Below are 23892 nucleotides of genomic sequence, written 5' to 3' on the forward strand. Positions count from 1 at the left end.
CTTAGCCCTGCCACTTCACAAGCAAATGCGACGCTGACGTTAAATTGAGCTCTTAAATGCTCTACCCAAGCTCTGCGCCTACTTGTTTTTACAGCTTTTTTGCGATGATATCCTCAAGCATCGAGTGTTTTAGGCTAAGCGTTGCAAACATATCTTTTAGCTTACGGTTTTCTTCTTCAAGCTCTTTAAGTCGCTTAACGTCTGAAGCTTCCATCCCGCCATATTTTGAGCGCCATTTATAAAACGTACTTTGGCCGATACCATGTTTGCGGCAGATTTCTGGCACAGGAATACCTGATTCAGCTTCCTTGATCATGCTGACAATTTGGGTTTCGGTGAACTTGCTTTTTCTCATCGTAAATTTTCCTATTTTAGTTAATGGAAAATTCTACTTATGAACTGTTTCATTTTTTGGGGGAGTTACAGGGAGTCCTGCTTGGAAGAAGTGAGACAGTGGCTGAGGCAAGCCGACACCATAACCGGCTTGGCGAATACCAGCGGCAAACTGTCTGGTACGGTTCGACTAGCAACCAGTATGTCTTTTGGCTTTTCTCAACTAGTGCCCGCTATTCAACAGTTTATGTCAGCACATCCCGACGTAAATATTGACATTGATTTGCAAGATTCTGTGGCCGATCTCACTGAGAGTCAGATAGATCTGGCTATTCGTATTGCCTCTGCACCGGACCCTTCTTTGATTGGTAAATCAATTGCAGTATGTGACTCTGTTATCGTGGCGTCGCCGCAATACCTTACGAGTACAAGTGAAATCACAAAACCTGATGACCTAGCTGAGCACTTATGCCTTGGGTATAAGAATTTTCAGCAGCATATCTGGCATTTGCGCAAAGGTAACTCACAACAGTCGGTAGCCGTAAACTGCCGTTTAACTGCGAACGAAGCAACGGCCTTATTGCACGCAGCGTTAAATGGCGCTGGTCTGGCAATTCAACCCACTTATTTGGTTAACCGCTACATCAAATCTGGTGAGCTTAAGCCGGTATTGCCTGATTGGAAGCCAAGCGATATGAATATATATGTGCTCTATTCTTCGAGAAAGTATATGTCTCCAACCGTGAGGGCATTGATAGACTATTTGTCTCACTATTTTGCCAGCACGCCATGGTGATCTAGTAACTGTCTCAATTTTGGTGCTGTCGTGAGTAAGATTGGGAAATTATTTTGATATCTATTCTGAGCTTTCTGAAATCGTCGGGATAGCAATCCAATCATCCCACGAGTTCTCATCTGCTAATTCTCCCCCCCTGGGTTGTTTCTTAGTAAATTTTGCTAAGATAACAGGGTTTTTCACTTCAAATACAAATGTTCCTTGGGAGGAAGAACTTAGCTTGAAGCCTACTTGTGAATCAGAAAAAGCCCCTCCTGGAATCTCAATTAGCTTAGCATCTAGCCCTGATTGTAATTTAGAATCAACCATAATTTCTACTGTCATATTTTCAATAACTACGTCGGATACAACGACGGCAAGACGTCCTTCCATAAAAGCTTCTCTAAGGAATGTATCCGCGCCAATATCTGCTCTAGTGATAAACTCTCTAAACTTTCTTCGTTCAAGGGTTCTTGGGTATGCTTGGCCAAGAGTGATTTTGGCCCGTGTAACAGATTCCTTTTCGAAATTACCATTAAGACCAAGAGCTGCGAATAATTGGGGCAAAACAAAGCTCAAGCCAAGGCTTTTTGATTCATTCTCAGAGAATGTAATGACTCCGCCTTTTAAGCCTGTGCTTGCAAATCCGTCTAAGTCTATAGTTGACTTGCCTAAGACTCTATTTTTCTCCAGGCCTAGGCAGCTATATGTCGCGCAATATTGATTTGATGTGTTTATCGGTTCGTTGGGTTTATTTAAAACGTGGATAGTACCGATTCCAAAATTATCAGTTGGATAAGAGAAAAAGTAGTAGTTATTGTAATCTTCACCTAAAGCGTTACGTACTTTTTCTCGCATTATTCCATTATAATCTTCGTCACAACCCGTAATATATAATGTGCTAAAAATAATACTTATAAGACAGTATTTTTTCATAAAGCAATGACTCCTTTATATTTCAGTTTCAACTCACTAAGTTCAATAGTGCCTATGTCTGTTACAATACTGAATGTACTTACCTTAGCTTGGCTCCACCTCCAGAGAGATTCTCTGAATACGTACGTATCATTTACTCCGAAAAATACACCTGCGATAGAGGGGGTATTTCCGCTGACAAGGCCAAAAGGCTGCTTAATCTGATCAACCGTTAAAGTGTGTTTCTTTGAAGTGGAACTTAATCGTTCAATAATTCCATTATGCTTAATTCCGTAGAGGCCAGAATCAAGGTTGGCAAGATCTAGCCTAGGTGAGCCAGGAGCCTGAACTCTATTCACAAACTTTTCTTGTATATCGGCACTGAGTAAAACTCGCCTAATTACTTTGTCGCGTGGAGATTCATTTGCGAGTTTGAATACCAATGCTGCTATTTTTGGAGTTGCAAAGCTACTGCCATGGTCGTTACGGTTTTTACAATGACCAAATTGACCTGTGACAGTACCTAAATCAATGAATTCTATTCCATCTCCATTACGTGAAAACATACTTGTAATAGCAAGGTTAGCGTCAAAAGCCGAAACAAGAATTGCAGAGCGAGAACGATTTGAGTATACACTCCCTTGAGGTTCAGGAAGGCTCGCTGACTCAATTTCGAGAGATAAATTTGGTGTAGCAGCAAAGATGAAGGTCCGCTCATAAAACCTATGATCCCGAGGTAGAATTCTTATTCCTTGATCTTTTACCCAAAAGGAAGCTGATAAAACTGGAATACCATTGTCGGCTTCAACGTTTTCCAACAATGCTCTCAAATATAAGGCTGGGATACCATCACGAGCAGCGCCTCTTTCGACGTCTTTTTTTATATCGTAAAGCTCTTTCTCGAATAGCTGTTTAGCATGAAAGTCAGCATATTTAGAGTCTATAAAATTCCTGATTATTTTAATTCCTTTTTCAGGGTCTTTCCAAAAATCTAGTTCAAGCCTATGAACTCTTGCCTTTAACTCATCCCATGCTTCAAGCTTAGTCAGTGTATCTCTAACAACATCTTCAACGAGATTACCGTGTGCACAATTGTCTTCTGAAAATTTATCCACTATATATAGAGATGCAGCTCCAGCACTTGGAGCCTGTGGAAGGTGGGATTTTACTATTGTTGGTGAAACTCCAAAGTCATCTTGCAGTAGTTCAATTTCAACATATCCAGAAGGTATTAAAGTTGCCTTTGAGCCGAGGTTTGAGAGTAGTACGTCTATTTTCTCAAATTCACGAGGGGCTATTTTACTTACGGATATTGACAGTGCACCTGAGTCAGCAAGGCTGCGACGTTGATTGTTAATCAAGGTTTTTGGTAAACCAACAGGATCACACCCATCTGCGGAGCAAATTGCTAGCTCCTTTGTTTCAAGGTTAAACTCTTGATATTGATTATATGATGCACCTTCACGGAAAGGACGCACTGGCAGTGATGGAAATTGAAGAGTTTGACCTTGTCTAATTATATTCAAGTTACCAACACCACTAGCTTTAGCTACTGCGTTTGCAATTTGGGTGACAGATAATGGAGAGGCACCATCAGAATATCTAGTGTAGTTTTGTATGATAGAGTAAAGATTTTCGTTCTCTGCTACCGTATGTTCGAAGTACTCTTCTTGAGGCTGCATTTCGATCAAGAGTTTGTTGACCTGACCAATTTCATCATCTGACAGCTTGCTATAATCAACAGCCAGTATCATGCGAGCTTCAGGTGAAGCAGCCGCCTGAAGATTGTGAAAAAGAAAAAAGGCTGCCATCAAGAATATAATTTTCATCGAATCCCTCCTCACGTTACCGACAAATTATAGTCTAATTTTTCTTGGTGCGAGTGAAATATTAATTACTAAAAAATACTATGAGGTTCTACAAATGCTTTATGAAATAAAAATATTTTAAAATAGTTTCTTAGTACTTTTTAAGTTTATGTCCATGTTTTATAGGGAGGAAAATCACCCAGTTATTAAAGGCCTATGCTAAGCTCACCTGACAGTCTTGAATAAGGTTGGTGACTTTCAATTAAGCCGAATATTTTGCAAAAGTAGAGTAACGTTAGCTGTAAGAGTTCTATGTAAAATTAAAAAGATAACTTGATTGAGAAACACAGCCAAGCCCAGCTAGTTGCTGGGCTTGGCATACTTAGCAGATGTAAACTGTTGGGCAAAATTCAGGAGTGGTATAGCATGCGCCGTAGTCTTTACTGTAAGCGCCGGTTCCGCCTGCTATTTCTTTCGTTTGTTTAGCATCTAGCGCTTTATTTGCGTTAAGGTTTTTTAATTTTACTTTTTTCAGTTTCATGTTGTATCCAGTTATTTTTTATCTTTGATTATTCGGTAATGTAGATAAATACCTATTTCTAAGTACTTATCTGTTAAATAATGTGTTTGATTTTTAAACACATTTCAAGCGGGGATGGCAAATAACTTCAGTAGATCTTTTAGTTGTTTGTTTTTTAAGTTGTTTATTATATTGAATTTTTATCAAGCAAATAAAAATGACAGCGTTGGACTTTTGTGCATTTCAATCTTGTTGATTGTGCAACCTATATCCAATCAATTGTTGCAGCAAATAGCTGCGTACGCCTTACACATTAAAAGAAGCAATGCTAGTATCCTAGTTAGGATAACAATCGAGTTGATAAAAAGTAGGAAGCTAATGGCATTATCATTTCAGACCTTAAGGTTGCACATTATTGAGGTTAACGACGATCTTCCAGCACTCGATCGTGAACGGCTGATAGAGCAAATTCCCCATATCCTGAGTTCTAACGTGGTTGAAAACCTTCCGCCTTATTTTCATGGTATTGATTCAACAAAACAGGCCGAAAACTGGTTTCAGCGTATGTGTTCAGAGAGCCGCTTACTGCAAGTTAAGCTTGGGCAGCATGAGACAATTGGCTTTTTGTTTGTTTACGTTGAAAACGAAAGTGATGCGCATATCGGTTACTTATTGGCTGAAAAGCACTGGGGTAAAGGTTACGCCAGTGAGTTGCTGCAAGGGTTTATTCATGCAGTTACCAGTATAGAGTGTTGGAGTACCCTCATTGCGGGAGTGGAGCAATCCAACCATGCTTCCATTCGGTTGCTCAAAAAGCTGGGGTTTTCACAGCAAGTGCATGATGAAAACAGTCCACTTTTCTTTGAATATGAGATCCATCGTGTCTGTTGACCTCAGCGGTTTGACTTTTATTTCCCTGAATGTGCTTTGGTCACAGCGCTCGACTTGTCGTTAGTCCATCAATTGATAAAAGTAAAAAATATAACAATTGTTGTTATTTTCTTGTTAATGTAAGCGCTTACATGTTAGGTTTAACATTCAACATACGATTACACCGCGCTGAAAAGTGTGTAGTAAAGCTCGTGTGTTTGAAAAGCGCTATATTTTTCAATTGTTCGGGGTTGTTATGGATTGAAATGTAAGCGCTTTCATTTCTGCGGTTTATGAAGTGATAAAAGGATCCGTGTTTTAGTGGTTGATCACTAAAGCAGTTTTATACATTACATTTGGAGACATAAAGTGAAAACGAGTAGCAAGTTAATCGCAAAGCTCGCAAACATTAGCGTTATCAGTCTGATTGTTTGTGCGTCTTCGCAAAGTAACGCGGCTGTGGGGAATTTACTTTGGGAAGATAATTTTAATAATTTAGATACCAACACATGGAATATAGATGTCGGGGATGGTTGTGACCAAGGAATATGTGGTTGGGGTAATCAAGAATTACAGTGGTACAGTGAAAATAATGTCTATATTAGCGACATTGTAGGCGAGGTGGGAAACAAAGGCCTTGTTCTTGAAGCAAAAAATCAAGCGATAGGCGGCAAGGCATTTACCTCAGGTAAGATCCAGAGTAAGAATAAGCTTGCTGTGCAATATGGCATGATAGAGATCAGAATGAAGGTATCTGATGTCGACACGGGGCTTTGGCCTGCACTTTGGATGCTAGGGACGAGTACAGCTAGCTGGCCGGCAAAAGGCGAAATCGACATCATGGAGATGGGCCAATCTCAAGCCGCTCGTAATGATGCAGGCTTTCCCGGTGCGCCAAGCAATAACTATACAGGTTCAAACTTAATTTTTTATGCAGATGCCGCCTGCAATGAAGGTAATCCAACCTGTGCAGCAAGTGTGGCATACAAAACCGATAATGCACATTTGTCCTCAACCCCCTTAACCAATCGCTTTGTTATCTATCGTACTTATTGGACTGAAGAAACGATCCGTTTCACAGTTGAGGATAATGGGGTCGAATATGATATGTTCGATAGCCCGTTTGTTATTAGTGAAGAGTCAAACGAATTCAACGCGCCATTTTATCTATTGATGAACTTGGCTGTCGGCGGGTTATTTACGGACGCGCTTAGCAATGACCAGGTGAGCGCACCACTTCCTGGGAAAATGGTGGTGGATTATGTGCGTATTTATGAGCTAGATGGTCAAGGTGAAGTGTTCAGCGGCAATGTCACTAAGCCCGAAGTTGGCACCTTTGGTGTTTTTAGTGAGGGGCCAAGCGATAATCAGTTAGTGCCGGGAAGCAACGCGGATATTTATGTGTGGAACCAAAACTCACTCACTCAGGGCAATATCCCTGCCTATGAAGGCAATGAAGTGATTGCATGGCAATATTTGCCCACGCAGTGGTTTGGAGCCGGTATTCAAAGTCGTCAAGCGCGAGATATGAGCAACTTTAGGGATGGTTACTTAAATTTTAAGATTAAAATTCCTGCGAATGTGAGTTTCAGAATTGGCATTGCTGACACTTATACTAATGAGAACTGGATCACATTCCCCGCGAACACCAATCAGTATGGCCTTGTTCGTGATGGTCAATGGGGTGAAGTGCGTATTCCAATCACTGAGTTAGCGGGTAGCTTGGTGGCATTACAATCAATTAAAAATCACTTCAATATTGTCTCTGTCGCTGGGCAAGAACCTAACTATTCTTTTCAAATGGCAATTGACGATATTACCTGGACTGGTGGCGGTAGTGCACCTGTCGATAGTGATCAAGATGGTGTTGAGGATAGCCTCGATCAGTGCCCAAATACTCAACCAAATGAAGAAGTTGATGCGAATGGCTGTCCACTGAATAATTTACCCGATGGATTGGAACAGGTGTCTCTGGATACCTTAACTTTCTATGTTAACACTACCGGCTGGGCGGATGTTCATTATCGAGTCAACGGCGGTGTGCAGCAAAATGTCCGCATGCAAGTGATTAATGGTCGCAATGAGCTGACAATATCTGGGCTAGCAGTGGGGGATGTGGTTAGTTTTTGGTTCACTTACTTACAGGAGGGCGGAACTGTCGTAGATACCGCAGAGCAGGCCTATATACTTTCAGAATCCTCAGCTGGTAACGATAGCGATGGTGATGGCGTGAATGATGGTATCGATCAGTGTCCAGATACGCCTGTGGGGGATGTGGTAAACACCGATGGATGTAGCATTTTAATCACTGAGCAACTTCGTATCGAAGCGGAAGACTACAGCAACTATTTTGATAACGATGCAGGCAATACAGGTGGCGAATATCGCAATGATGATGTTGATATTGAGCTGACCAGCGACAACGGCGGTGGTTACAACGTAGGTTGGACGTCGGCGGGAGAGTGGCTCGAATATCAGGCTAATTTAGGCGCTGGAAGCTATAACTTGACCGCACGCGTTGCCTCCCAAGTTGGTAATGGAGCATATAACGTTCTTGTTAATGGTAATCTAGTTGCCAGTACCGTTGTGCCTGCTACGGGTGGCTGGCAAACCTTTATTAGTCAAAATATTGCGTCGATTACGTTAAATGAGGGCGTACATACCGTTCGTGTTGAAATGGCGGGTGGTGAGTTAAATCTAAATTGGCTTGAGTTCAATATCGCTGGTTCATCTAATAATGATAGCGATAACGATGGTGTGCCAGATAATCTAGACCAATGTCCCAATACCCCTACGGGGCGCCAAGTTGACAGCCAAGGTTGTGAGCTCAACTTTGGCACTATTGTGCCACTTTATGATGCAACAACACCTTTAGAGCAAGCCGTTAGTTATGACCGTGGAGATGCACTAATTACGCGTTTTGCTGATCGCGGCCGAGACCGCCATGCAAAAGAAGATCAGTTTCAAATCTATGATCACTATTTATCGCATTATTGGACGCATCGAACTGCGCAATTTGAAATCGCTGATTTTGTAGCTAAAGGCGGCTCACGCATTGAAGTGACCTTTATTACAGAATGGAAACTCGGTGCGCGCGAATTTCGTGCTTGGTATCGTGGATTAGGCACAGTTGCTGAGTACCACGGTAATTACTTTGGTGGCGGTGCGGTCGTTGAGCTTGATAACGGCAGTTATGATACGAACTTTAATAAGATAAGTGATTCAGGTGATCAATATCGTTATAGAGTGATCATTGATGACTACAGGCCGCTAAATTGGGACCCTGCTGCAGGCTTTTTGCCTCTTGAAGTTGGTCAGCGCATGGAGTTTGAAGTTAGCCAATTTCTTGATGCGCCACCAGAAGGACGAGAAAATTATTATGGTACAACGTATTTATACATGGTAGGTGAAGGGCTTGTCCCATGGAAAACCGTTGGCGACTTTGCTGATCCATCATCACAACGCGAAGATTCTTACCCGATTGCAGAATCGGGGTGGTTAGGAGGCAAAACCACATTGCCATACAATTACACTAATGAGCCTGATAATCACTTTATGCAAATGGCGACCAATTTATCGAGCCAAAATGGACAGGCATTTGTTCAGGGGCGACGTGTTCACCACAGTAGTTTTGTTAATGGTGAGCACGATGAACGCAACGGAGAAAATGGCGTGTTTAGTGCGGTGGTTGGAAAGTCAGGCCCACACTATATCAACGACAGTTGCGCAGCTTGCCATGTTCGCAATGGTCGTGCGGCTCCACCAGCTATTGGCGGCTCATTGGCAAAATGGGTGTTTAAAGTGGCCGATATCAATGGCAACACCCATCCCTTATTGGGGAATGTGTTACAGCCTAAAAACACAGGCATAGATACCGAGACGCAAGGCGAGGGAGATGTAACGATTGCTTCGTGGACTGAAAATAATGGTTTGCGTTCACCCAATTACCAATTTAATAAAACCACTCCAGCACGCTACTCAGCCCGTATCGCGCCTCAGCTGGTGGGCTTGGGCTTACTTGAAGCGATACCAGAGAGTGCGGTGTTAGCCTTGGCGGATGAAAACGACAGTAACGGCGACGGTATTTCGGGCAAAGCGCAGCGCGTGAACGATCCTATTACCGGTCAAACACGGTTAGGACGCTTTGGCTACAAAGCTGCGGCGGCATCAATTAAACACCAAGTCGCTAGTGCATTTAATACGGATATGGGAGTAACCAACTCGGTATTTCCAAATCCTGACTGTGGGGCATCACAATCAAGCTGCGGAGGTGGCGGTGTAGAAGTGTCTGATCAACACCTCACTGCGCTAAGCAAATATATCGCTTTATTGGGTGTAAGAGCGCAGCGTGGGCTTGACGACCCTGAGGTGCAATTAGGAAAGGCACGCTTTACCTCAATTGGCTGTGAAGGTTGCCATACAGCAACATTTGAAACCAGTGAGTATCATCCATTTGCGGAGTTACGTGCGCAAACGATCCATCCGTATACCGATTTATTACTACATGATATGGGCCCAGGTCTTGCGGATAACTTAGGTGAAGGCATCGCTAGCGGTGCTGAGTGGCGAACAGCGCCATTATGGGGGATTGGATTGTCTGCTTGTGTGACAGGTGGTGTTGATAATGTGTTAGGTGGGCAGGGCAATGAGTTTTGTACCGCTGAGCCAAGCTATCTGCACGATGGTCGTGCGCGAACGATTGAAGAAGCTATTTTATGGCATGATGGTGAAGCGCAAGCAGCGAGAGTAGCTTACGAAAGCTTGTCGGCAAATGATAAATCAGCCGTGTTGGCATTTTTAAACTCATTGTAAGTTTGTGCATCAAAGATCACGAAAGTCATGAGCTTTGATGCACTTGAAGTTGTTATTACAGTGCTTAGTCTTACAGCGTGTAATGGAAACCGATGGCGATACCGTCGTCTTCGGTTTGTGACATTTGTGCTTCTTGCGCGGCATCGGCGCTTGAGAAGTCACTAAAGTCCTTACGCGCTTCAATGTACAAAATGGTGTCTTCAGACATAAAGTAGTGTGCGCCTATCACGGCAAACTGACGCTTAAAAACATCATTAGGATCAGCATTAAAGTTTGGTTGGATCACATAGTCATCGCCCGCATCAAATACGTTGTAAGCGATAAATGTACGCACGTCATTATCAAAGCGGTAGCTAACAAGCGACTCTAATCCAACGGCATCCTTGATTAAGCGGCCTAGGTTATCTGTATCGTGGTTTTCGTTTTTATTGATGTTTGCAGCTGCATACCAACCAGGCTTATAGAAATCCCCGTAAGTAATACCGACGCCATAAATTAAATCTTTAACCGATTGATTTCGGCCACCAGCGTACACAATATCAAACGCGCCGCGGTTAACACCGGCTGTGAGAGTTAAGTTTTCGGTCGCAGCATAGGTAAGTGAGGCACCATAAGTTGAATTAAACTCTACTTTTTGTGCCGCGTTGTTCCCTTGATTAAATTGGGCTTCGCAGGAGCTGCTCGAAATATCAACGACATCACAAGTATAAAAGTCATCAGATTTTAGCTGAGCTTGTACAGCAAAGCTCAGCTTGCCAAATTGATTACGGTATTGCAGCACTTTATCACCACGACCAGTACCATTGATCGCGCCGTCGTCTTTGTTATAGGTGTAAACACCTGCGGCATTACCATCCCAAACTAGGCTGTAGTTGGTGCTGTATACCACGTCGTACCAAGCGCCCCATTGTTTTCCTAGGGTAACTTGGCCGTATTCATCGTGCTTAATACCAACATAACCTAATCGGTTATATAAAAACTCGTCTTGTATTGATTCGAAGCGGTTGCTGTAAACAATATCACTACTACCAACAGGGTTTACACCCCATTCAAGGAGTGCGAAAGCCTGCCAGTTGTTTTTCAATTGGCGTTTAAAGTCAAAGTTAATACGCGATGCGCCGTTTACCAACTCAGTCTCGCCTTGAGTGTTAATAACTCGAGCATCGATAAAGCCGCCAACCGTGACACTATTCTTTTCATCTTTGAATATCTCGATAGCGTTCACTGTTGGAATAGTAGTCACGCTAGCGATTAGGGTGGCAGCAAGTGTTCTTTTCATGAATTACCTTGTTTCAATGTTGTTGCTAAATAGGGCTAAATTAGCTAAAAAATGGAGATTATCAAAGCTAAAATACAGGCAAAAGTGAAAAAATATCAAGAAAATAACGTGGTTTTTGGTAAATTTATTCATTTTCTGTTCATTGAGTTTAAATATCAATGAGTTAGGAAAGTACGAGTTCTGAGGTTATTGATTGATTTTACGCAATAAATGTAAGGGGTTATAGCAATATCAGCGTTTTGTGACAGCTAAATAACCTGAGGTTTGGATAAGGAATGAGCTAACTCATTGTTTTTAAGCCCACATTAAATTATACCCTTATCTAGCCAGACAGTTTTGGGGATAACAAGGCGAATTTACGCACCAATAGCTGGCTATTGGAAGTGAATTCAACGCAGTTAGCGCTAAAATTGGCTGCTAGAAAGGCATTAATTATCTGAAGCTCAGGTTAAATAGCACGAAAAAGTGTAATTCAGCGAAAAATCAATAAAACATCATGTTTTTGGTAGATAGACTTCTGTAGTCTTCCAATTAGATACACAACTACAAAAGGGAGATTGAGTAATGCTTGTTAATAAAATTGGCATCTCAAAACTGGCTTGTTTTTCCACCATTATGTTGTTTTTTATTCATGAAGTTCAATCATATAGCGAACCATCAACAGAGTCGTATGGTGTTATATATGGTTCTAAAGACGGTAATAGCAAAGCGATTTACTTAAGTGACCAAGATGGTAAATCGCCAGTAAAGATCGTGAAAGCCACGTCAAGTGACGGCTATCCTGCTGTCTCCCCATTGGGAGACAAAGTAACCTTTTACGGTAAATACGATAACTTCAAAACATGGTCAATTCATACCGTTGACATTACTGGCCGCAATCTGAAAAGATTAACCAGTAAAAAATATGTGTGGGATAGTGCACCTGCTTGGTCTTTGGATGGAATGACGATAGCGTTTGCTAGAGAATATGAAAATAAGGAAGGTGTTTGGCAGGAAGAAATTTGGTTAATGAATGCTGATGGTAGCGAACAGCGCCAAATTAAAAATCTCGAAGGTCGTGCTCCAGAATTTATGCCAGATGGTCGATTACTATACCAATCTAAAGCCAGCCCAAGCCAAATTAGCATTGCCAATTTGGATGGCAGCGAGGTTATTCAACTCACTCAAGACGACACTGATAACATGTCTCCTCAAATTTCCCCAGATGGCACAAAAATAGCCTATCTATCTAATAGAGATGGGAATCAGGAATTATATGTTATGGGTATTGATGGAACCAATAACAAGCGACTGACTCGTAATAACATTCAAGAGTGGGATCCATCTTGGTCTCCAGACGGCACAAAGGTGTATTTCGCTTCAGAGAATGTATTTGGCTTTTATGATGTCTTTTCTATAAATGTGGATGGCACGTCTATCAAAAAAATACTTCAAAACAGCTCGCAAGCGACAGTTGTGCCAGGTCTTGACCAAGAAACGCTACAAAAATTAAAGAAATCAAATGAGCGCCAGTAGGTCTGTGCGCTGACAGTAAATGGTATAGACGTTCAGATAAAGCGGTATGGAGACTATTTCAATGACTATTACACGATTCATATTTAACCTGAGGTTTGGATAAGGAATGTTCCAACTCATTGTTGCTAAAGCACAACTTAGTTTTCTCCTTGTCTAGCCAGAGAGTTTTAGGGAAAACAAGGCGAATTTACGCACCAATAGCTGGCTATTGGAAGTGAATTCAACGCAGTTAGCGCTAAAACTGGCTGCTAGAAAGGCATTAATTATCCGCAGCTCAGATTATTTAATATAACGAATATTGCTGGCTAAGTTCAAGACTAGGAGGTATTAATGACAGCGCCAAAAGGATTAAAAACCCTTGTTCTTTATGCTTTTTTATTTTTCCCAGCCTGTGGCAGTACAGCTGTGACGGTGACGCAGCAAGACCCTGTGGTGATAGGTAATACACTGGTATTGAAGTCTGAAATTTTAAATAATGAAATCCCACTCAATATTGCGCTTCCTAGCAACTTTGATCTTTCTTCGAAACTTCATACTTATCCCGTGATCTTTTTAGTTGGTAAACATGGTAGTGAGTTCTTCCATGCGGTCAGTGGTATCGTAAAACACTTAGCTGATGTAGAGCGGATGCCTGAAACCATTGTTGTTAGTATCAATGGAGGAAGCCCTTCACCAGATATTTACCATAATGATATGTTTGGTGGTCAGTCGAATAAAAAGTGGCCATCATGGGGGGAGCCTAAAAAATATCATGATTTTTATCAAAATGAGCTGTTTCCGTTTTTAAAAGCACATTATCGGGCTAATGAAAAACGTACAGTGATTGCAATTTCAACGAGTAGTTTCTTTCCATTAAATAATCTCATCCATGAAAAACAGTTATTTGATACATACGTGTTTTTAGCTGCGGCTGATATCATAGGGATGGGATACACGCCAAATAAAACTATGGTAGATAGTCTAGTTGAAAGAGTATCTGAAGACCCTAAAAATGGCCCCCTTATTTACTTTGCTGTAGCTGGAGACGACCTAAAAAAGGAAAAGAAGTATCAAAGCAATGTGAATAAACTCAAGAGCCGCCTGAAGAGTATAAAAGACCTACCTTTTATCCTCAAAATTTATGATAACGAGGGACATTATGATGCATTATTGTGACTAAACCTGGTAATGCTCTAAAAAATATTGATAACTACTACGACCAATTAAGTGAGCGCTATGGTTTTACTATATTGCCAAGATCAACGCGTTGGAATAGTGTTAATAGGCTCGGCTTCATTAGTACGTATTTGATTAGACAAGGCCGAGTCATAGAAGCGATAGAAGTCGCAGAACGTTACACCGAATATCAACCTAAGTCTTGGCAAGCCTATGAGTCATTAGCAAAGGCATTTGAGGCGAATGAGGATAACTTACAAGCGCTGAAAAACACCAAAGTAGCCGTGCGACTGGTTGATAATGAAGTAAATAAAAGCCTTCTATTGGAATACATCAATCAATTAACCGAGGCGCCAGAGTAAATATGCTGCTACGTTCAGTGAAATCATTAACTCTACTTTGTTTGATGCTCTTTTTGATGGTGTTAACCGCCTGCAACAACGATAGCAAACTAGACTTTGACGCGTTTGTTGAGAAAAAACTAACAGATTTTCTGATTGAGGAAAATGCACAAGTTGCCTCCATCGCCATTGTGAATGATAAGCTTAACTATCAAAAACAGTTTGGCGAGTTTCCTGACGGTACAAAGCCACGTCATGATACCGTGTATGAAATTGCATCCATCACTAAAACTTATACCGGGTTGTTGCTTGCCAAGGCGGTAGTAGATAAAAAAGTGCAACTAGATGAAGATATTAGGGTGTACTTGCAGGATGGTGATTATCAAAACCTGCAGCATCTAGGCAAACCTATCACTTTGCGTCATCTCGCGACTCACAGAAGTGGTTTACCGCAAGATTTTGCATATACAAGTGCAGATATAGAGTCTGGCAAGGCTTTTGAGCTGTTCTCTAACTATTCAAAAGCGAAGTTTTTTGAAGATTTAGCTCAGTACCAGCTTACCTCAACGCCTGGTCAGACATTTCAATACTCCAATGTTGGCGCAAACCTGACTGGGTATATTTTGGAAAACGTGTATAACCAACCATTATCTACACTTGTTGCGCAATTGATCACGGAACAATCGGGTGAAGAACACACAAGGTTTCGTTTAGAGCCCAGTGAGATAAGTAAAATAACGAGAGGGGTAGATAGAAACGGCAAAATTGCACCGTTACTCAGTCCACACTCGTTCGCTGAAGGCGGACTAACATCCACTGCAGCTTCGATTGCCGATTATATGCAGTATTTACTCAGCACCCAAGCAGAAGAAGTGCTGTTGTCGCGCACCTTATTAACAGAAACCAGCAGTGAACATGGCCACGCATTTTTTTGGAATACATACGAGTATCACTCAGCTAATCCTATGTTCTATCACAGTGGAGGTTCTATGGGTACTTCCACTTGGCTTGCGCTTTATCCAAAGCAGAAGTTAGGAATATTTATTGCCACGAATGTTTCAGCGAACAACACGCAAGGGAAATTAAATGATATTGCCAATGCGATTGTTGAAAAGTATGAGCACGCTAAGCGGTAAAAAGACAATGAAAATTCCGGATTCAAGAAGTTAAAAAATATGCAATTGATTAAAGTGGTTTAATATCAGCTTAATTAGCTTACTTTCTGAAGCGAAAGCTGGATCGGGTACGAACTTAGAGACAAGGAGTTAGGTATGAGTTTACTTACATGGATACTCTCTCATGTCACACTTGCGGCATTTTGGCTTTGGATTTTAAATTTTGGCGGAGCTGCAAAAATAGAAGGATGGAAGTCGTTCTTTACATAGGGTGGTTTGCTGCGCTATGGACTGCTGAGCAGTTGCGTTTGTATGCACTGTGTATTCTCGTACTACAAGTTCCTTGGTTTATTGCAGGCCTTTTGATGCCGCAATGGCGAGGCTTTGCGGTGTAACATCAATTTGCTTAATTAAGTGCTCTATTTTGAGGCGAGAAAATCTTGTCGATAACAAGACAAAGATTTTGCTATTTAACCTGAGGTTTGGATAAGGAATGTTCCAACTCATTGTTGCTAAAGCACAACTTAGTTTTTTCCTTGTCTAGCCAGAGAGTTTTAGGGAAAACACCGCTTCCGCGTCCTGCTCTCGCTAAGGTACCTACATCCTGTAGGCAAGGCGAATTTACGCACCAATAGCTGGCTATTGGAAGTGAATTCAACGCAGTTAGCGCTAAAACTGGCTGCTAGAAAGGCATTAATTATCCGCAGCTCAGGTTATTTAGTTATTCTAAATAAGAAATCTTTAACGCAGTTAGCGTCAGATTTGCTCCTTCAAATTGAGCAAGTATTAAGACAAACTGGTGTCATTGTCAGGTTTTGTAAAGGTGCTTGGATTTGTCTGTTTCCTAGTGCAATTATATTTACTTGAAAACTAAAGGCTCTAATAAAAGGATAGTTTATGAAGCAGATGAGCATTCTAGTTGCTATGTTTTGCAGTTTAATAATTTGCGATAAAAGTTATGCCCAAAACAATTACGATTTAGGACAAAAAACACCGGGATTAACACCCGAGTTATTTGCTCCAGGTGTCGTTTCTACGGATGAGCACCGCGAGACTGAAGTGTTGTTTTTGCCAGATATGTCAGAGCTTTCTTTTACTCGCTCTGGTGGGGAATATCAAAAACCAACATGGATTGTGATGCAATATAAAAACAATCAATGGATTGAAAAATCAATACCCGAAGCAGACATAAAAGCATATCAGGAGCAATTTAGCCCACCGGTTTCACACATACAAAACATCGAGCCTTTTAAAGATATTCCAATCAGAGGTTATACCACCTCAGCAAAAGGGACACACTACTTTTATGTCTTAGATTTGAAAGACGGCAGTGGGCATTTGAGTTATTCACGGCTTGTTGATGGCAAATATGAAACACCGCACAAAATGAGTAAGGCAATTAACCAAGGAAAGTACATTGCTCACCCCTACATCGCGCCAGATGAGTCTTATATTATGTGGGATGCTGAAAAGGAAGGTGAAAACACGCCTGATATCTACATTAGTTTTCGTAACCAAGATGGCACATGGACAAACGCAATAAACATGGGAGATACGATTAATACGGCTGCGTACGAGCAACGACCTAAAGTATCACCAGACGGAAAGTACTTATTTTTTTGGCGAGGTGACAAAAAAGTCAAAAAAGACGGCACGAGTTACTGGGAAGGTAATCCATATTGGATGGATGCGAAGGTTATTGAAACGCTGAGACCAACACACTAGTGCTCAGTTATTCTTGGTTATACTACCACTAAAAACCTCGACTAAACGGCATGCAATCCGGCCATTTTTTAGATGCAGTCAAAGTGCTATTTCGCGCAGTATAAATAACCTTCACCATGCTATTTATCGCGGTTTGAAGTTATCTCTGTGTTGCGCTTTGAATGTTAAGGAGACCAATATGCAATTTCCAGAATTTGAAACACCACGCTTGAAGTTGACGGCGCTATCCGAATGCGACAGTAATGCTATTTTTGAACTATTTTCAAATCGAGAGGTAGTGAAATACTACGATTTAGAGGCGTTTAGTGAGCGATTACAAGCTGAAAAACTCATAGATTTCTTTCATTCTCGATTTGATAGCGGTGTTGGGATCCGTTGGGCTATCCGATTAAAAGACACTGAGCAGCTTATAGGTACGTGTGGTTTTAACTCATGGAACTCAGCGATGAAAAATGCAGTTATCGGTTATGATTTGATGCCGAAATTTTGGGGAAAGGGTTATACCACTGAAGCATTACACCAAATTATCACCGCAGCGTTTGGTGGTTTACTAGCATGTGGCGCACTGAATCGAATTCAAGGAGATACGGTGCCGGGAAATCATGCGTCAGAGGCTGTGCTAGAAAAGCTAGGTTTTAAAGCTGAGGGGGTTAGACGACAAAGTGGATATTGGAAAGAACAATTTCACGACCTAACGTGCTTTGGGTTATTAAAGTCAGAATTTAATCGCTGAGCCAATATTTTTTAAAGGAAAGACAATGGAAATCTGGACACTACTTTTATTTATTCCAGCCTGCTTTGCCTTGAATATGGCACCAGGGCCAAATAATCTTCTAGCGCTAAATAATGCTCGTCGTTATGGTTTTCGTATAGCTCTACTTGCGGGATTTGGAAGGCTCGCCGCATTTTGTGTGATGATTGCGCTTGCCGCTTCAGGCCTTGCTGTTGTGCTGTATACGTCGGAAATATTGTTTCTTGCCATTAAGATTTGTGGCGCGCTCTATTTATTATGGATTGCTTATAATTTATGGCGCTCAGACGTTAGTCCAGTTTCGGATGATGTCCGCAATCTGAGCATTACCGGACTGATGAAGCAAGAGTTCGCTGTTGCTGCGGGTAATCCAAAGGCAATTTTGATATTTACCGCTTTTCTCCCTCAGTTTGTCGACATTGCAAAAAATGTGACAGAGCAATTTTCACTATTGGGGGCTACTTTTCTCGTTCTGGAAATCGTGGCTATCGCTATGTACGCTGTTATTGGGCTGTATCTAAGGCAGTGGTTTAGTAAACCTAAACTGGTTAAACGTTTTAATCGTGCATGTGCTTCATTTTTGGCGCTATCTGGCGGCAACTTACTGTTGAGTAGACAGTAGCGATGCCAAAGTTAGTGACTCGCCAGCCCACAAAGTGATGCTACTTCTCAATTCACTCATCTGGCCTTGCGTGTGCTTGACAATAATTAATCATTGCGTGAAAGTATCGGTATGAATATAAAACTATTTCTCACAACTACACGAATTATTACCATTCCTTAGGAGTGGTGGTTTTGTGTGCTTTTTTAATGAACCCACCAAAGTAAGGTGGGTTTTTTGTATCTGCCTTGTGGGGCCACGTCAAGGAGGTTACATGAAGAAAATAGCAGTTTTTGGTAAACCGGGAAGCGGCAAGTCTACGGTGAGTAAAGGACTGGCCGCGGCAATACACATCCCGTTATATCAATTAGACTCGCTGCTCTACCAAGCAAATGGCGAGTTTGTTGACAGAGCCGCTTTTGATAAAGCACATCAAAACATATTGAATACTGATGCGTGGATCATTGACGGCTTTGGTCCGTTAGATGCGTTTAAACAGCGCTTAGATGCAGCAGATACCTTAGTCTACATCGACTTACCATATCGAGTGAGTTATTGGTTTGTGATAAAACGTCTTTTAAAAAGCATGCTCAATAAGCCTGAAGGCTGGCCAGATGGTAGCTCAGTGTTTAAAGGGACGATTGCCAGTATTAAAACGTTAAGGCGCTGCCCGCAATTTTGGAATGAAAAATTCTTATCGCAGTTAGAGGAAAGTGCGCAAACCAAAACACTCTATGTGATTAAGTCGGTTGCGGCGCTTGATAGCTTTGTACGCCAACATGCGAAGTAATATCATCAAAGGGTAAACGTGAGTAATGTATTGATTTGATTTACAGCCTTTGGTGTTACGTCTTTTGCGCTGTAAATGATGAATAATAAAACTGGTAGCGGTCTTACCCACACTAAAACGGTGATAAATCATCTAATCGCAACTATTATTTGCTATTTGCCTTTGTACTTTTTTGTTGTTCTTTATACTTAGCCGGTTTGATAGTTGCGCATGGAGAGGTGCATGAGAAGAGTTGTAATATTTAATAAGAAAAAGCATTTTTTCGCGACAACCAGACGTTGAGTTACTCAACCAACAGATTGAACAGATAGAGCAATGTGGTTGGAAGGTGTTATCTGTCACGGCTAACTGCGATTTTTTAGGATATTAGGGCCTGTTGATCTTTCAAGTTTGTTTTTGCAGCAGTTTGATTGGTATTTATACAAGGCAGAGCCAGCGTAGCATAGTCATTCTATGTAAGTCTGGTGATAACACAGTAGAAATGCCAATCAAGCGCTGCCCTTTGGGTTCACCTGAGTGCGCTTTGTTCATTGTTGCTCAACTTTTGCCTAGATTACTAGGCGACAAGTCGAGCGTCGCGACCAAAACACACTCAGAAGAACAAAAAATCAAACAGCAAAGGTCAACAGGCCCTCGCTCTTTTACAATCTTAATTGAGTCTTAATTTGTCTGCCGTGAAGCTTGAATTAGCTTCACGGGCGTGCTAATTTGCTTTCGCTCTGGTGGACGACCTGCAGAGCTTTCTTTTACTGGCGGGGACGACCCCATTTTGGAGTTGTCATGAGCTGGTTGCTACTTGCTTTTGCAGGTTTATTGGAAGTCGTTTGGGCTATTGGTTTGAAATTTACCAACGGTTTTACGAAGCCTGTTCCCTCAATTATTACTTTAGTGGCGATGGCCGCAAGTTTCTACTTTCTCAGTGTTGCACTACGAACTTTACCGCTTAGCGTTGCTTATTCTGTCTGGGTTGGCATTGGTATGCTAGGGTCGATTATTGTTGGCTTTGTCTATTTTAAAGAACCGTTGTCATCACTTAAGCTACTCAGTTTACTGTTGATAGTGATTGGGATTATTGGTCTAAAATTATCCTCTCAGGGTTAAATTACAGCTATAGTTAATCGGAGCTTAGGTTAGGATAATTCCACTTTAAATGAAAAGGAAATTCGATGACGATTGAATTGAATATGGCGGGCTTACAAATGCTTGTCGAGACTACCCTCACACCACTTAAAGACTATCATGGTGATTTGTTCCCTTGGCGCGGGGAAATGGTAGAAAGCCATAGCTTCGCATTGGAGGGGATAACCGCAAGTGTTACTGGTGACGCTAAGGTAGAGCTCATAAACGCGAGCACTGTCATCGATGAAGACGGTATTATTGGTGAGCAAAAAGCGGTTAATGCAGATCTCGAACCTACCACAACACTTACCTATAGTGATGAGGTGTGCTGGATAAAATACAGCACACAGATTGATTTTGATCTCACCGGTGCCTCCAAAGCGGAGCTGCTTGGTATTAATACAGATGGGCAGGCACAATGTAAACTAGCAGCCTACCTTTGCCATCAACCACATGAAGCTGTGGGTCTTGCCTTAGGCCGCGACCTTGCGACTATGCCGGTTATTTTCGATGTTGAGGATATTAAGTCACTTGCACCTAACAATGCATTAATGATGGAAACGGCAGGGGCGTTAACCGTGAGCGCCAATTTTAGGTGGTCAGATATAATCGCGCAAAATCTCGATATGTTTAGCCGCTGGTTGGACCAAGGAGAATTACTTGATGTTAACCTTGATTCGGCTTTGAATGCGGACCTTAATATCGAGATCCGTGGTGGCTTTCGTGTTGTCTTTTCTAAACGCTTGGATAAACCACACCATACTTTCCTCGCAATTAAAAAATCAACATTGTCGAATACCGCTTTAACAATCACTGGGGGAGTGAACGCCAAGTTTGCCGACCAAGCCGGATTTAAGCAAGCTTATTCGAGTATTTTGACAGGGATATTCAATGCACCTTTGGATAAGGTTGAAGAAGTCCTTTCGCTTGTCGCAACAGACTCTCCCGATGAAGCGCAATATGATCTGATCTTAGGGTTAAAAGATCGCTTACGACTTGATCCACTAACGGACAGTTTAGAACGACTTCAAAGCGAGCTACTGACCATTAAAAAAACGGTGCTAGCAAATATTGAAACGGCTGCAAAGTTAAAAGCTGAGCTAAGTGTTAAGTTTGAATTCACGCGTTTATCCAGTCATCAATCGCTGCTTGAAGCTAAATTAACTACCAAAGGCCTAGAGCAGGTGCATCTTGATGCGTTATTTGGGCGGGTTGGTACTATCACTCAGCATAGTTACCAAGATGAAATTGAGATAGAGCGCTTCTTCTTTCAAACCAGTACTGAAATCAAGCAAGCCTATGGGTTCAATTTAGGCTTTGGTGCTTGGTCGGCCATGAGCCGTAACAGCTATTCATTTAAAACCATTGAAACGAGAGACAAGCTAAATAGAGTGCAACTTGCTACGCTTGGAATGCGTGGTTATCAAGATGATATTAATGGCGATAAACGTCATTACTATCTCAGCTTTGATGCTCAGATGGTGGCCTTTTCAACATCAACGCCGCCCAAGCTAAACGAGTTTACATTGGGTCTGACGCTCTTACATAAACAGCAAGAGGCGAGTGTGACCAGCAACGAGCTGGACCACTTGGTCGATGATTTATCGGTATGGGGTATGATCCCAGAGTTTGACTCTGAGGATACAAAACACCGATTGAGCGACATACTCAAAGATGCCGATAATGTGCGGATCGTTAAGTCCTTACACCTTGACCATGACGCGTTTGTTCAGCTACTAGCTTTATTAGGTCAGTTTGATAGTAGAAGACTGGCCATCTCGCTTGCCGCTGCATTACCTATCAATCACAAAATACTTCCTGAGCGGGCGACTATAGAAAATCGGGTGAAATTATATGATGCGATTTTTGAGGCATTGTTAAATTCGCAACTTAACTCTCATAACGAAGTGGCTCTGGCGACATATCAATATCTCAAAGCAAAGGGATGTCGAAAACTTGCACGCAAAGAGCGGGATTGGCGCAGGCTAGGTGCGAGTAAATTCCAAACCCTTGCAGGAATAGTCGAGTTGCATCCGCGGATTTTGCACGACATTAAAAACCTATGCGATGGTTTTGCACAACTTAACCTCGCTTATCACCAAGAAGGGGATTATTCAGTGCTTGAAAAAGCATTTAATCTTTTTGATGACATGGGCGAACATGGATTTTATAACCGCTTTTTCGCCCATTATGTATTGCAATGTACGCGCACTTTTCCTCAGGCACAAAATGGTACCAAAGTGACGGTGAAGCTAGAGTTTGTTAAAGACGGTAAAGAAATTGATGTGCTTTGGGGCAAACGTTAGTATGCCACTTTGAGTCTCAGAGCGCCATGTTCCCAAGTTATATACGTTATATCTAAAACCGAAATTTGGAGGCAAAGATAAATTGGATTACTTACGATGGATAAGGAATAATTTCACGAAAATCGAGCTGATAGACGATCGGATATTGCATGAGGTAATTACAGAAGCGAAAGCAGACTCAGCAACCTTAAATGAGCTGTGCAAAGCGCTTGGTGTATTGTTTATTGTAGTACCGTTTAACGTCTACCTTGCCGTTTCTGGGTTATTGTCTTACGACAATTTGTCCTTTTGGTTAGTGATGCTTATCACCGCTATGATAGGAGTGGGAGTCTCTTTATATATTGAACAGAAAATTATAAAAAGAAAGATCGCACAGTCGATCTCAAAGCTAAAATTAGCTGGTGATTAACCACTTTGTTTTCTATAGGTCGTCGCTTAATTTTCTCTTCAGTTTTGCTACTGCATCATGTTTGCAATCTAAACCCATATACAAGTAACACATTGTAATTGTGGGTAACTTTTATTTGTTGGACTTACGGTCGGTTAAATAAAACGAGATCAGTCCATGTAAAGGCGGTTTGTATCCATATGAATGATGTAGTCACTGACAAAGTACGGTTTACTTTTAAAAACCATCCTCAAGGATGTGCTGAAGAATTTATTGTTGCGACGGCAGTGAGCGATAATATTTATCAAATAAAAGGCGCTCCGCTTTTTGCTTTTAGTGTTAACTACGACGACCACGTTTTGGTTGCACCAGATAGCGAAGGTTCTTTAGACGTCATCGAGATTGTGGCTCGAAGTGAGTATCACTCTTTGCGGATCCGCTTTACAAACGAGTTAGAAAATGCCAAAAACATAGAGCTACTTCAAGAGCTTACTCTATCTGGCGTGGAGAGCGAGCAATTGGATGATGGGTGCTTTGCCTTGACGGTTTCACCGCAAAGAGAATACGAATCTTTTATCGATATCTTGCATTATTATCAGGAGCTTGGAGTATTGAAGTATGAACTTGCCGGCGAGCCCCACGATAACTTCGATGGTAACAGTGCGTAACTAAGAGATACCTAACTAATGCATCACAAATTCAGTGGCTTAGTGTTCAGTTTTGTGTTTCACTTGGAACTTTATAGGCACGGTAATTTACTATCGTACTTAATTT

The 23892-nt window shown here is 41.7% G+C and carries 21 protein-coding genes; 16 read left to right on the top strand and 5 right to left on the bottom strand.

Going from position 1 to position 23892, the window contains the following annotated elements:
- Nucleotides 1-88: 88 nt before the first annotated feature.
- Nucleotides 89-355 carry a transposase gene (locus tag L3V43_RS10090; protein ID WP_119859932.1) on the bottom strand — a complete coding sequence of 89 codons (267 nt, stop codon included), beginning with the start codon at nucleotides 353-355 and terminating at the stop codon, nucleotides 89-91.
- A 90-nt stretch (nucleotides 356-445) separates the two neighbouring features.
- Between L3V43_RS10090 and L3V43_RS10095 the strand changes: the two genes are divergently transcribed.
- Nucleotides 446-1129, top strand: coding sequence for a substrate binding domain-containing protein (locus L3V43_RS10095; protein WP_237116607.1), 684 nt, complete (start codon nucleotides 446-448; stop codon nucleotides 1127-1129).
- Between the two features lie 60 nt (nucleotides 1130-1189).
- Here L3V43_RS10095 and L3V43_RS10100 read toward each other — a convergent pair whose 3' ends face one another.
- From L3V43_RS10100 to L3V43_RS10110, 3 genes are all read right to left on the bottom strand, one after another.
- Nucleotides 1190-2044 carry a hypothetical protein gene (locus L3V43_RS10100; protein ID WP_130126071.1) on the bottom strand — a complete coding sequence of 285 codons (855 nt, stop codon included), beginning with the start codon at nucleotides 2042-2044 and terminating at the stop codon, nucleotides 1190-1192.
- Entirely contained in the window at nucleotides 2041-3852 is a 1812-nt protein-coding gene (locus L3V43_RS10105; protein ID WP_237116603.1) for a hypothetical protein, read from the bottom strand. The genes L3V43_RS10100 and L3V43_RS10105 overlap by 4 nt, the downstream gene beginning before the upstream one ends.
- A 361-nt stretch (nucleotides 3853-4213) precedes the next feature.
- Nucleotides 4214-4372, bottom strand: coding sequence for a hypothetical protein (locus L3V43_RS10110; RefSeq protein WP_019647551.1), 159 nt, complete (start codon nucleotides 4370-4372; stop codon nucleotides 4214-4216).
- Nucleotides 4373-4729: 357 nt separating this feature from the next.
- On the opposite strand from L3V43_RS10110, the gene L3V43_RS10115 reads away from it, so the two are divergent.
- Together L3V43_RS10115 and L3V43_RS10120 are read left to right on the top strand one after the other, a co-directional pair.
- On the top strand, nucleotides 4730-5242 hold the full coding sequence (locus L3V43_RS10115) for a GNAT family N-acetyltransferase (protein WP_102057083.1): 513 nt from the start codon (nucleotides 4730-4732) through the stop codon (nucleotides 5240-5242).
- 348 nt (nucleotides 5243-5590) lie between these two features.
- The gene (locus L3V43_RS10120) at nucleotides 5591-10033 is read left to right on the top strand and encodes a di-heme oxidoredictase family protein (protein ID WP_237116602.1); all 4443 of its coding nucleotides are present in this window, start codon (nucleotides 5591-5593) and stop codon (nucleotides 10031-10033) included.
- Between the two features lie 70 nt (nucleotides 10034-10103).
- On the opposite strand, the gene L3V43_RS10125 is transcribed toward L3V43_RS10120, so the two are convergent.
- On the bottom strand, nucleotides 10104-11312 hold the full coding sequence (locus L3V43_RS10125) for a porin (RefSeq protein WP_010605186.1): 1209 nt from the start codon (nucleotides 11310-11312) through the stop codon (nucleotides 10104-10106).
- Nucleotides 11313-11876: 564 nt separating this feature from the next.
- Here L3V43_RS10125 and L3V43_RS10130 point away from each other — a divergent pair.
- The 13 genes from L3V43_RS10130 (at nucleotide 11877) to L3V43_RS10190 (ending at nucleotide 23786) form a co-directional block, all read left to right on the top strand.
- Nucleotides 11877-12827, top strand: a complete 951-nt coding sequence (locus L3V43_RS10130; protein ID WP_237116601.1) for a DUF5050 domain-containing protein — start codon at nucleotides 11877-11879, stop codon at nucleotides 12825-12827.
- Nucleotides 12828-13157: 330 nt separating this feature from the next.
- Complete coding sequence (locus tag L3V43_RS10135) at nucleotides 13158-13982, top strand: alpha/beta hydrolase-fold protein (protein WP_237116600.1); 825 nt, start codon at nucleotides 13158-13160, stop codon at nucleotides 13980-13982.
- Nucleotides 13979-14344, top strand: a complete 366-nt coding sequence (locus L3V43_RS10140; protein ID WP_237116599.1) for a hypothetical protein — start codon at nucleotides 13979-13981, stop codon at nucleotides 14342-14344. Before L3V43_RS10135 ends, L3V43_RS10140 begins: the two co-directional genes overlap by 4 nt.
- A 2-nt stretch (nucleotides 14345-14346) precedes the next feature.
- The gene (locus L3V43_RS10145; RefSeq protein WP_237116598.1) at nucleotides 14347-15459 is read left to right on the top strand and encodes a serine hydrolase domain-containing protein; all 1113 of its coding nucleotides are present in this window, start codon (nucleotides 14347-14349) and stop codon (nucleotides 15457-15459) included.
- 227 nt (nucleotides 15460-15686) lie between these two features.
- On the top strand, nucleotides 15687-15833 hold the full coding sequence (locus L3V43_RS10150; RefSeq protein WP_237116597.1) for a hypothetical protein: 147 nt from the start codon (nucleotides 15687-15689) through the stop codon (nucleotides 15831-15833).
- Between the two features lie 502 nt (nucleotides 15834-16335).
- Complete coding sequence (locus tag L3V43_RS10155; RefSeq protein WP_010605180.1) at nucleotides 16336-17163, top strand: hypothetical protein; 828 nt, start codon at nucleotides 16336-16338, stop codon at nucleotides 17161-17163.
- A 178-nt stretch (nucleotides 17164-17341) separates the two neighbouring features.
- Nucleotides 17342-17896 (top strand): GNAT family N-acetyltransferase, encoded by a 555-nt coding sequence (locus tag L3V43_RS10160; RefSeq protein WP_099028907.1) that lies wholly within the window; start codon nucleotides 17342-17344, stop codon nucleotides 17894-17896.
- A gap of 25 nt (nucleotides 17897-17921) precedes the next feature.
- A complete protein-coding gene (locus tag L3V43_RS10165; protein ID WP_237116596.1) occupies nucleotides 17922-18536 on the top strand; it encodes a LysE family translocator in 615 nt (204 codons plus the stop codon).
- A 253-nt stretch (nucleotides 18537-18789) separates the two neighbouring features.
- Nucleotides 18790-19305 (top strand): adenylate kinase, encoded by a 516-nt coding sequence (locus L3V43_RS10170; RefSeq protein ID WP_102057074.1) that lies wholly within the window; start codon nucleotides 18790-18792, stop codon nucleotides 19303-19305.
- 780 nt (nucleotides 19306-20085) lie between these two features.
- The gene (locus tag L3V43_RS10175; protein ID WP_010605177.1) at nucleotides 20086-20406 is read left to right on the top strand and encodes a multidrug efflux SMR transporter; all 321 of its coding nucleotides are present in this window, start codon (nucleotides 20086-20088) and stop codon (nucleotides 20404-20406) included.
- A 65-nt stretch (nucleotides 20407-20471) separates the two neighbouring features.
- Nucleotides 20472-22730 carry a hypothetical protein gene (locus L3V43_RS10180; RefSeq protein WP_237116595.1) on the top strand — a complete coding sequence of 753 codons (2259 nt, stop codon included), beginning with the start codon at nucleotides 20472-20474 and terminating at the stop codon, nucleotides 22728-22730.
- Between the two features lie 82 nt (nucleotides 22731-22812).
- Nucleotides 22813-23139, top strand: a complete 327-nt coding sequence (locus tag L3V43_RS10185; protein ID WP_233525164.1) for a hypothetical protein — start codon at nucleotides 22813-22815, stop codon at nucleotides 23137-23139.
- A 179-nt stretch (nucleotides 23140-23318) separates the two neighbouring features.
- Nucleotides 23319-23786: a DUF4265 domain-containing protein gene (locus tag L3V43_RS10190; protein ID WP_237116594.1), complete on the top strand. Its 468-nt coding sequence runs from the start codon at nucleotides 23319-23321 to the stop codon at nucleotides 23784-23786.
- Nucleotides 23787-23892 lie beyond the last annotated feature (106 nt).

This window comes from Pseudoalteromonas sp. L23 (assembly GCF_021728455.1).
Taxonomy (GTDB): domain Bacteria; phylum Pseudomonadota; class Gammaproteobacteria; order Enterobacterales; family Alteromonadaceae; genus Pseudoalteromonas.

Excerpts from the sequence above, each read along its gene's own strand:
- L3V43_RS10090 (WP_119859932.1), bottom strand. The coding sequence starts at position 355 with ATGAGAAAAAGCAAGTTCACCGAAACCCAAATTGTCAGCATGATCAAG.
- L3V43_RS10100 (WP_130126071.1), bottom strand. The coding sequence starts at position 2,044 with ATGAAAAAATACTGTCTTATAAGTATTATTTTTAGCACATTATATATT.
- L3V43_RS10105 (WP_237116603.1), bottom strand. The coding sequence starts at position 3,852 with ATGAAAATTATATTCTTGATGGCAGCCTTTTTTCTTTTTCACAATCTT.
- L3V43_RS10110 (WP_019647551.1), bottom strand. The coding sequence starts at position 4,372 with ATGAAACTGAAAAAAGTAAAATTAAAAAACCTTAACGCAAATAAAGCG.
- L3V43_RS10115 (WP_102057083.1), top strand. The coding sequence starts at position 4,730 with ATGGCATTATCATTTCAGACCTTAAGGTTGCACATTATTGAGGTTAAC.
- L3V43_RS10125 (WP_010605186.1), bottom strand. The coding sequence starts at position 11,312 with ATGAAAAGAACACTTGCTGCCACCCTAATCGCTAGCGTGACTACTATT.
- L3V43_RS10130 (WP_237116601.1), top strand. The coding sequence starts at position 11,877 with ATGCTTGTTAATAAAATTGGCATCTCAAAACTGGCTTGTTTTTCCACC.
- L3V43_RS10135 (WP_237116600.1), top strand. The coding sequence starts at position 13,158 with ATGACAGCGCCAAAAGGATTAAAAACCCTTGTTCTTTATGCTTTTTTA.
- L3V43_RS10145 (WP_237116598.1), top strand. The coding sequence starts at position 14,347 with ATGCTGCTACGTTCAGTGAAATCATTAACTCTACTTTGTTTGATGCTC.
- L3V43_RS10150 (WP_237116597.1), top strand. The coding sequence starts at position 15,687 with ATGGAAGTCGTTCTTTACATAGGGTGGTTTGCTGCGCTATGGACTGCT.
- L3V43_RS10155 (WP_010605180.1), top strand. The coding sequence starts at position 16,336 with ATGAAGCAGATGAGCATTCTAGTTGCTATGTTTTGCAGTTTAATAATT.
- L3V43_RS10160 (WP_099028907.1), top strand. The coding sequence starts at position 17,342 with ATGCAATTTCCAGAATTTGAAACACCACGCTTGAAGTTGACGGCGCTA.
- L3V43_RS10165 (WP_237116596.1), top strand. The coding sequence starts at position 17,922 with ATGGAAATCTGGACACTACTTTTATTTATTCCAGCCTGCTTTGCCTTG.
- L3V43_RS10170 (WP_102057074.1), top strand. The coding sequence starts at position 18,790 with ATGAAGAAAATAGCAGTTTTTGGTAAACCGGGAAGCGGCAAGTCTACG.
- L3V43_RS10175 (WP_010605177.1), top strand. The coding sequence starts at position 20,086 with ATGAGCTGGTTGCTACTTGCTTTTGCAGGTTTATTGGAAGTCGTTTGG.
- L3V43_RS10180 (WP_237116595.1), top strand. The coding sequence starts at position 20,472 with ATGACGATTGAATTGAATATGGCGGGCTTACAAATGCTTGTCGAGACT.
- L3V43_RS10190 (WP_237116594.1), top strand. The coding sequence starts at position 23,319 with ATGAATGATGTAGTCACTGACAAAGTACGGTTTACTTTTAAAAACCAT.